This is a genomic window from Aliivibrio sp. S10_S31 (genome assembly GCF_014694495.1).
Taxonomy (GTDB): Bacteria; Pseudomonadota; Gammaproteobacteria; order Enterobacterales; family Vibrionaceae; genus Aliivibrio; species Aliivibrio fischeri.
Window position 1 is genome coordinate 1 of record NZ_JAAUWR010000115.1, and the last position, 480, is coordinate 480.

The 480-nt window shown below is 39.6% G+C and carries 1 rRNA gene; it reads right to left on the reverse strand.

From position 1 onward, the window contains the following. Positions 1–361: 361 nt before the first annotated feature. Positions 362–477 (reverse strand): 5S ribosomal RNA (gene rrf / locus HC728_RS19845). Between the last annotated feature and the right edge of the window lie 3 nt (positions 478–480).

Genomic DNA, 480 nt, shown 5'->3' on the forward strand with positions numbered 1-480 from the left:
TTTTTTGGTTTGTTTCAGCAGAAACAAAACCGACTCAATGATTAATACTGATTGTTACATAAAAGTAATTTTGTGTAGTCACTCAGTTCATTGATAATTTGTTGATTATCAATTCACAAGTGCCCACACAGATTGATTTGGTTAAATTGTTAAAGAGCTTGTCTTTCAACCACTTAGCGTTTCCGCTTCGTCGTTTCAGGCTGCGTATAATACGCTGTCTGATTTGAAAGTCAAGATAATATTTTCAACTTTTTCAATTATTTTTGAATCGTTAAAAACGTTATGTTGACTTGGCTCACAGTGACAGTCTGGGAGCGAAATAAAAGCCCGTTCAACTGAACGGGCTCTCATTCAAATTCAAGCCTGGCGATGTCCTACTCTCACATGGGGAAACCCCACACTACCATCGGCGCTATTACGTTTCACTTCTGAGTTCGGCATGGGATCAGGTGGGTCCATAATGCTATGGTCGCCAAGCAA